Annotated in this window: 5 protein-coding genes; 3 read left to right on the top strand and 2 right to left on the bottom strand. The window is 48.8% G+C overall.

Translation table 11 applies throughout. The annotated features are described in order from the left end of the window. The coding region (locus ACTBZS_RS11180; RefSeq protein ID WP_463044182.1) for a FimV/HubP family polar landmark protein at window positions 1-225 on the top strand (225 nt) is incomplete at its 5' end. Window positions 226-298: 73 nt separating this feature from the next. On the opposite strand, the gene ACTBZS_RS11175 is transcribed toward ACTBZS_RS11180, so the two are convergent. Further along, a complete protein-coding gene (locus ACTBZS_RS11175; protein ID WP_463044181.1) occupies window positions 299-859 on the bottom strand; it encodes a nucleotidyltransferase family protein in 561 nt (186 codons plus the stop codon). A 231-nt stretch (window positions 860-1,090) separates the two neighbouring features. After that, a complete protein-coding gene (locus ACTBZS_RS11170) occupies window positions 1,091-3,610 on the bottom strand; it encodes a sensor domain-containing protein (RefSeq protein WP_463044180.1) in 2,520 nt (839 codons plus the stop codon). 286 nt (window positions 3,611-3,896) lie between these two features. Here ACTBZS_RS11170 and mfd point away from each other — a divergent pair, with 286 nt between their 5' ends. Both mfd and ACTBZS_RS11160 read left to right on the top strand, forming a co-directional pair. Beyond that, on the top strand, window positions 3,897-7,307 hold the full coding sequence (mfd, locus tag ACTBZS_RS11165; protein WP_463044179.1) for a transcription-repair coupling factor: 3,411 nt from the start codon (window positions 3,897-3,899) through the stop codon (window positions 7,305-7,307). Window positions 7,308-7,309: 2 nt separating this feature from the next. Further along, window positions 7,310-7,828 (top strand): metal-dependent hydrolase, encoded by a 519-nt coding sequence (locus ACTBZS_RS11160; RefSeq protein ID WP_052165366.1) that lies wholly within the window; start codon window positions 7,310-7,312, stop codon window positions 7,826-7,828. Window positions 7,829-7,983 lie beyond the last annotated feature (155 nt).

Below are 7,983 nucleotides of genomic sequence, written 5' to 3'. Positions count from 1 at the left end.
GTTAAGGATGAAGATAGTCTCAGCTTAACCACGCCGGAAGAGAAAGCGCAGCAAGAACCGGAGGAGTTGGATATTGGTGATCCGATTAGCACCAAGCTTGATTTAGCGCGTGTTTATATCGAGATGGGAGATAGCGAAGGTGCGCGGGAAATTCTGGAAGAAGTGTTGGCTGAAGGGGACGAAGCTCGTAAGGCAGAAGCCCGAGCATTGATGGATACGTTGTAATTCTTCCCGATTCAGCAAAAAGCATAAGGGCAGACTCGTAGGTCTGCCCGATTAGCTTGATTGTTGTGTGAGATCACAAAAAATTTCGTTTGAATTTTTCGTGATTGTCGATGTTGCTTTGCATATCTGCGATGTCCCAGATTTGTAGTTCCCACGGAAAGTAGAAGTTATTCTTGTTTTTGAAATAGACGTGCAAACCACGGTATCCCGCTTTGTTGCGTAAGTACCAGTTTTTTAGATTTAACTCATCCTGCCAATCATCCAGCAAGTTCATCACGCTATTGATTTCGTCAATAGTCAAAATGATGCGCGCACCAAAAATATCATTTAGCCAGTTGTTGACGGGGTATTGATCTTCGCGGTTGGAAAAGCGTTCGATTTTGTCATCGATGCTCTCACGGGTTTTCACACGGTAAAAATATCGGATGTCAATGTTGGCTGTCATCAGGTAATCATTGATGCTTTCGTGTAAGGTGAGGCGGTAGCGGTAGATGTGAGGTGTAGGGATATGTGTGATGGTTCTGGAAAGATTGATTTTTTCTATCTTGCCAGTTTCAAAGTAGTCGTTTGAAAATTCATAATGTAAGCGATTGATTTCACTGATAAGTTGTTTAACTTGGCTGATTTTATCCATACGGTTTTTTCTAAATAAAAACGTAGCCTAAATGTGATGGGGTTGATTTTACCAACCCAAGCGATAAGAAAGGCGTCACCCATACACTTTGGGACTCTTGATGGATGCGCTGCGCTTATCCATCCTACCACTCGATGATGGATACAGAAGATGAGTAGGGTATGTCACCCCTTATGTGTGAATCTTTGATTCGCACAAGGGGCGACGTACCAAAGCTGTGCTGCAACTTCTCTAATCAATATTCAGCACAACATTTTGCTCACGTTCGCTCACGAAGTCTGCCAGTTGTTCAGGCGGTAGGGGTTTGCTGTAAAAATAGCCCTGTATTAACTCACAACCACAGCGTTTCAAAAACAACCGTTGTTCGCTGGTTTCGACGCCTTCGGCTACGACAAACAAGCGCAGTTTCTTCGCCATCGCCATAATTGCTTCAGTAATTGCCACATTATCGCCATCGTCTGGGATCCCTTCGATAAAAGAACGGTCGATTTTCAGGCAATCCAAAGGAAACCGCTTCAAGTTCGACAGAGAAGAATAACCGGTACCAAAATCGTCAATGGCCAGCATCACCCCCAACGATTTTAGCTGGTTTAATACCTGAATTGCCTCCGCAGGATCTTGCATCAAGGTTGATTCTGTTACTTCCAGTTCTAAGCGCTGTGGTGAAATACCTGCTGCTGTAAATGCAGTGACCACTTTCTCTAACAAGCGGCTGTCCATAAATTGCCTTGGTGATAGGTTAACCGCCACGCGAGGCACCTCCACTCCCTCGGCATCCCAACGTGCCAACTGTCGGCAGGCTTCTGCCATCACCCATTCACCAATTGGGCGGATGAGGCCAGATTCCTCGGCAATCGGGATAAATTGAGCGGGTGATACCATCCCAATTTCTGGGTTATACCAGCGTAACAACGCCTCAACTGCTTGAACTTTATCGGTAAACGGATTCACCTGTGGTTGATACACCAAACGGAACTCTTGCCGCTCTAACGCCAAACGCAAACCATTTTCCATGAGCAAGCGTTCAAAAGCTTGTTCATTCATGGTAGCGGCAAAAAACTCATACGTATTTTTGCCTGCTTCTTTTGCGCGATACATGGCCGTATCTGCATTTTTCAGTAACGACATGGCATCATTCCCATCGCTTGGGAAGATGGCAATACCGATAGAGCCGGTCACAAACAGCTCATGTTCTTCTAACTTTAATGGCTGTGCTAACTCGGTCAGTAAACGATCCGCTATTGCGGTGATGGCGTCTTTGTGGCAATCCCCCTCGAAAATCACCGTAAATTCATCACCATCAAAACGTCCCAGAAAAGCCTCATTCCCCACCGCATATTTCAGTCGTGCGGAAATCACGCGCAGTAAATCGTCCCCTGCCGGATGACCAAAGGAATCATTGATCAGCTTAAAACGGTCGAGGTCGATAAACATCACGGCCAGCTGGCTGTTATTCTCGCGTGCATGATCGACAGCTTTAGTGAGTCTTTCGATAAAGTTGACCCGATTGGGTAGTCGAGTCAGCGGGTCGTGGCTGGCGAGGAACTGTAGCCTGTCTTCAGCGACTTTGCGCTTAGTGATGTCAGAAAATACACAGACATAATGCTGAACTGCACCAGTGTCATCGCTGACTGCGCTAATCGACAGCCACACCGGATATAGGTCGCCATCTTTACGCCGGTCGAGAAATTCGCCTTGCCATAAACCACATTCATCCAACGCCCGCATCATCTGGGCATTCACTGCATGACCCATGTGGTCAACACGGAACATTCGTGAGCGCCTGCCGACGGCTTCGGCTTCGCTATAACCTGTGATGCGCGAAAAAGCGGCATTGACGGCAATAATTCTGGCCTCGTGGTCGGTCAGCAAAATACCTTCCGATGAATTCTCAAATACGGTGGAAGCCAGTTTCAATTTAGTTTCCGTGGCCAGCCGCTCGGAGATATCGAGGACCACACCAATAAAGGCAGATTGCCCATGATAGTCAAACAATCGACTGTGAATTTCGACCGGCAACGGGCGGTTATCACGGCAGCGCAACGTGGTGGTGAAGCGGTGGTGTTCGACTTGATTTTCGATGCGGTATGCCGCTTGTTGACGAATCCGTTCGATTTCGCTGTCGATCAGACATTCATCAAGCGACTGACCCAAGAGTTCGTCAATACTGTAGTCCATCAAATCAGCGAGTCGTTGATTGATATAGACAATCACACCATGTTGTTGGATAAACACGCCCACTAATTTTTGTTCAGCGAGCGCCCGATATTGTTCCTCGGCTTCGTTGAGCCGGAGTTCATTTTCACGTTGGGCGGTCACATCGGTGGCAATACAACCAATGGCATTGAGAATGCCATCAGCAGAGTAAAGCGGAAATTTGGTGGCAATAATAAAACGTTGATCTACACCATGATTCAGCTTTGTCTCGATATGGCAGGGCTGTCCGGTACGGAAAATGATATCGTCAAGTTTTTGTAATTCTTCAAAACCTTGATTTTCTGGTAGACAATCTAAAGCTTCTTTGCCAATTAACTCATTTTCTTTTTTATTTAGCAATTCTGCAAAACTATGGCTGACATGTAAGTAACGGCCAGCAATATCTTTGACGAAAACTGGATTGGGGCTGTGTTGCAACACACTGTTAAAACGATAGCGTATGCGCTCCAACCGCCGAACACGGTAAAGCAAATAGATGCACGCTGCGCTAAGCGCTAGGCTCAATAACAGCAAGAACGGCATAAGCCACGCCATTCATGTCTCCCCTCAAACGTCTGGTTTGGCTAACAACAAATAGTCAGTGATGGATTGTACTCTAACACCTGATCGCAACATTGATGCGTCAGTTTGACGCAGTTTTTGTTGCATCCGATTAGCATTAAACATCCAAAACAAAATAAGTCGCATAACGAAAGTCTGCAATGTAAAACGAAAACCTGATTTGTGAAATAGAGAAATTTAATTTTTAGCTTTAGTTGCAATGCAGCAATAAAGCGATGGCCGTTATAATCCCTTCTTTATTTTTAACATTTGCTGATTTATGTCTGCTCTGCGCTTGCTCTCTCTCCCTCGTCGTGGCGAAAAACACACCTTGCCTTTTTTCCCAGCTGGTGCGGATAGTCGTTGTCTGACACAGTTGGCCGCTTTAGCAAAACAACCTTTATTGGTGTTGACTGAGCAGGCGCGTGATAGCACGCGGTTGGCAGAGGAAATCAGCTTTTTTGCCCCACAGTTACGCGTCGCGGTTTTCCCCGATTGGGAAACGTTGCCCTACGATCATTTTTCACCCCATGCGGATTTGGTCAGTGAACGGCTGGCGACTTTGTGGCGGTTACGCCAAGGGCAGGTAGATGTGTTGCTGTTGCCGGTCGCCACTGCCATGCAACGTCTAGCACCGCTGGATTATCTCGCTGGGCGCAGTTTTATGCTGTCGGAAAAACAACGACTGGATACCGAGCGCTTGCGGGCTGATTTGGTGTTGGCGGGGTATCAGCATGTGACACAGGTATATGCTCCCGGTGAGTTTTCGATTCGTGGTGGGCTTATCGACCTGTTTCCGATGGGGGCCAGTTTGCCGTATCGGATTGATTTGATGGACGATGAAATCGATGGCTTGCGGACATTTGATGTCGATAGCCAGCGTACCCTCGATCAGGTCACCCAGATTCAACTGTTGCCCGCGCGTGAATTTCCGTCTGATGAGGCGGCAATTACGGCTTTTCGCAGTCGTTGGCGTGAACAATTTGAGGGGGATCCCTCGCGTTGTCGTTTGTATAAAGATGTCTCTAATGGGATATTGCCGGCAGGGATTGAATACTGGCTACCATTATTCTTTGAACAAACCGCCACAATTTTCGATTATCTCGGTCCACAAGCCGCGTGTGTCCTACACCATCACACCCTGCCTGCCGCAGAACAGGCATGGCAAGACATCGTATCGCGCTACAACATGATTGGTAGCGACCCTGCTCGCCCCGGATTGCCACCTGATGCACTCTATCTGCGTCCGGATGCTTTGATGGCGGCCTTGAAAGCCTATCCTTGCTGGCGCTTGCCACAAGAAGGTGAATGGCAACCCACCCTTGCCCCTTTGCCGCCCTTGCATATCCAACGCCGCAGCGACACTCCCTTTGCGCTGCTCGAACAATTTACCCAACAGTTTACTGGTCGGGTGTGTTTAGTGGCCGAGAGTGTCGGTCGCCGTGAAACCTTAAATCAGTTTTTGCGTGATTATGGCTGGCAAGCGGCATGGGTCGATGATGTCGCTGCCGCGATGACGCACGCCGCCGGTTTGATCTTGGTGGCAGGACAACTGACCAGCGGTTTTATTGACCATGAAAACCATATTGCCTTTGTCACCGAATTTGAACTCTATCAACACCAACGCAGCAGCCTCAGTCGCCGGCGTCGCAAAAGCCATAATCCTGATACGGTGTTGCGCGATTTAGCCGAAATTCGCGCTGGTGATCCGGTGGTACATGAAGAACACGGCATTGGTTTATACCAAGGACTGGTCAGCATGGATTTAGGCGATGGGCCAAGCGAATTGATGGTGTTGGAATATGCCGATGGTGCCAAGCTCTATGTCCCTGTGTCGCACTTAAATTGCATTTCCCGTTATGCCGGCATGGCCAGCGACAAAATCGCTTTGACTCGCTTGGGTTCAACACAATGGGAAAAAGCGCGTAAGCGTGCTGCCGAAAAAGTTCGGGATACTGCGGCTGAATTGCTCAACTTATATGCCCAACGCGCAGCGCGGCGCGGCCATGCCTTTGCGTTGGATAGCCATGACTATGATGCGTTTGCCGAGAGTTTTGGTTTTGAAGAAACCGCCGATCAAGCCGCCGCTATTCAAGCCGTGTTAAGCGATATGACCTCGGGTAAACCGATGGATCGTTTGGTGTGCGGTGATGTGGGTTTTGGTAAAACCGAAGTGGCTTTGCGGGCGGCTTTTGTCGCGGTGATGGGGGGCAAGCAGGTGGCCGTACTGGTCCCTACCACGTTATTGGCAGAACAGCATTATCAAAATTTCAGCGACCGCTTCGCCGATTGGCCAGTCAAAATTGCCGAGTTATCGCGTTTTCGCAGTGCCAAAGAACTGAAAACGGCGCTGGCTGGCATCAAAGAAGGAACGGTGGATATTGTGATTGGTACCCACCGCTTATTACAACCTGATGTTGACTTTGCTCGTTTGGGATTGGTGATTATTGATGAGGAACACCGTTTTGGGGTTCGCCATAAAGAACAACTGAAACGCCTACGGACTGACGTTGACATTCTGACGCTGACGGCTACGCCTATTCCGCGCACCTTGGCCATGAGCTTAGAAGGGTTGCGCGACTTTTCCGTGATTGCCACCGCGCCCAACCGCCGGTTGGCAGTGAAAACCTTTGTCAGTCCAACTGCACCTGGGGTGATTCGGGAGGCGGTGTTGCGTGAGTTAAAACGCGGCGGTCAGGTGTTTTTCCTCTACAACGAGGTCGATAGCATCGACAATATGCGGCAGCGTTTGGTTGAGCTACTTCCCGAGGCGCGGATAGAAATTGCCCACGGTCAAATGCGTGAGCGTGAATTGGAACAAGTGATGCGCGATTTTACCCAGCAGCGTTTTAATGTGCTGTTGTGTTCAACCATCATTGAAACAGGGATTGATATTCCGAATGCCAATACGATTCTTATTCATCGCGCTGATAAATTTGGCTTGGCTCAGCTGCATCAATTACGCGGGCGTGTTGGCCGTTCTCACCATCAAGCCTACGCCTATTTGCTCACCCCCGATCACCTAACCCGCGATGCCCAAAAGCGTTTGGAGGCAATTCAGGCGATGGAGGATTTGGGGGCGGGCTTTGCTTTGGCGATGCACGATTTAGAAATTCGTGGCGCGGGTGAGGTGTTAGGCGAGGGGCAGTCGGGCGAAATGCAAGAGGTGGGTTTTAGCTTATATACCGATATGCTGAAACAAGCGGTGCGTGCTTTACAACAAGGTAAAGAACCCGATCTTGACCAACCTTTGGGTATTCACACTGAAATTCACTTGGCTGCACCGGCCTTATTGCCAGAGGATTATTGTCCTGATGTCCACGAACGCTTGGTGTTGTATAAGCGAATGGCGTGTGCCGATGCTGAACAAGAGATTGATCAGCTACAAGAAGAATTGATCGACCGTTTTGGTTTGTTACCCTCGCCGGTGAAAACCTTGCTCGACAGTCATCGCTTGCGCTTGCTTGCCCACGCGATTGGGATTAAAAAATGTGTGGCAACGGCAGAAGGGATGACATTGATTTTTGATAAAACCACCACGGTTGAGCCGATCAAGATTATCCAGCTGATACAAAGTAAACGGCATTACAAATTGTTGGGACAGGACAAGTTAAAAGTGGAAGTGGCGCTGCCTGATGTCGCTATGCGGGTGGTGAGATTAAAAGAATTATTGCGTGAATTGGTTGCTTAACGATGCAGTTTTCTTCGCATTTAACTGTGGGTGCACTGACTGCGATTGTCAGTGTGAAAGCAGGATGGATTGGTTTGGAATCGCTGGATATTTTGGCGGTGCTGATCGGCTGCATGTTGCCGGATATTGATCATCCTCACTCTACTTTGGGACGGCGGGTAAAGATTCTTTCTGTGCCAATCTCGAAGCTGTTTGGCCATCGTGGTTTTACGCATTCCTTGCTTATTATCATTGTTGGGCTGTGGTTCTTATTGTATTACCTCAACACGCCACCGGGCTGGGCGACGGGGTTGGCCTTGGGTTATTTATCGCACTTGGCTGCTGATTTTGTCACGCCCTCCGGCATTCCCTTATTATGGCCTTGGCGGCAACGCTTTCGCTCGCCAGTCACCGTGGTAACGGGGGGTGTCGGTGAGAAGGTGGTGGTGGGGATGTTGATGGGCTTTACTGCCGTGTGGGTGGTGTGTGGTGGGCATCAATGTCGTCCCTTTTTCGATTGGCTGGTGCAGTTGTTCAGTTAAAAGATACGATGTCAGAATGGATAATGCGGCGCGGGCCCGCTGAAAGTGACAGATCACGTAAATAACCCGCGACTGAAGTCGAAGGCTTTATTGTGAAGCGCAGACATGGTTACCCATATCGACACTCCCAACATCAGGCGTATTTACAGCCGCCC

Source organism: Aquaspirillum sp. (assembly GCF_055136605.1).
The sequence above is the reverse complement of the archived record's forward strand: the minus strand, read 5'-3'. Positions and strand labels throughout refer to the sequence as shown.

Coding starts and splice junctions, on each gene's coding strand:
- ACTBZS_RS11170 (WP_463044180.1), bottom strand. CDS start 3,610: ATGGCGTGGCTTATGCCGTTCTTGCTGTTATTGAGCCTAGCGCTTAGC.
- ACTBZS_RS11160 (WP_052165366.1), top strand. CDS start 7,310: ATGCAGTTTTCTTCGCATTTAACTGTGGGTGCACTGACTGCGATTGTC.
- mfd (WP_463044179.1), top strand. CDS start 3,897: ATGTCTGCTCTGCGCTTGCTCTCTCTCCCTCGTCGTGGCGAAAAACAC.
- ACTBZS_RS11175 (WP_463044181.1), bottom strand. CDS start 859: ATGGATAAAATCAGCCAAGTTAAACAACTTATCAGTGAAATCAATCGC.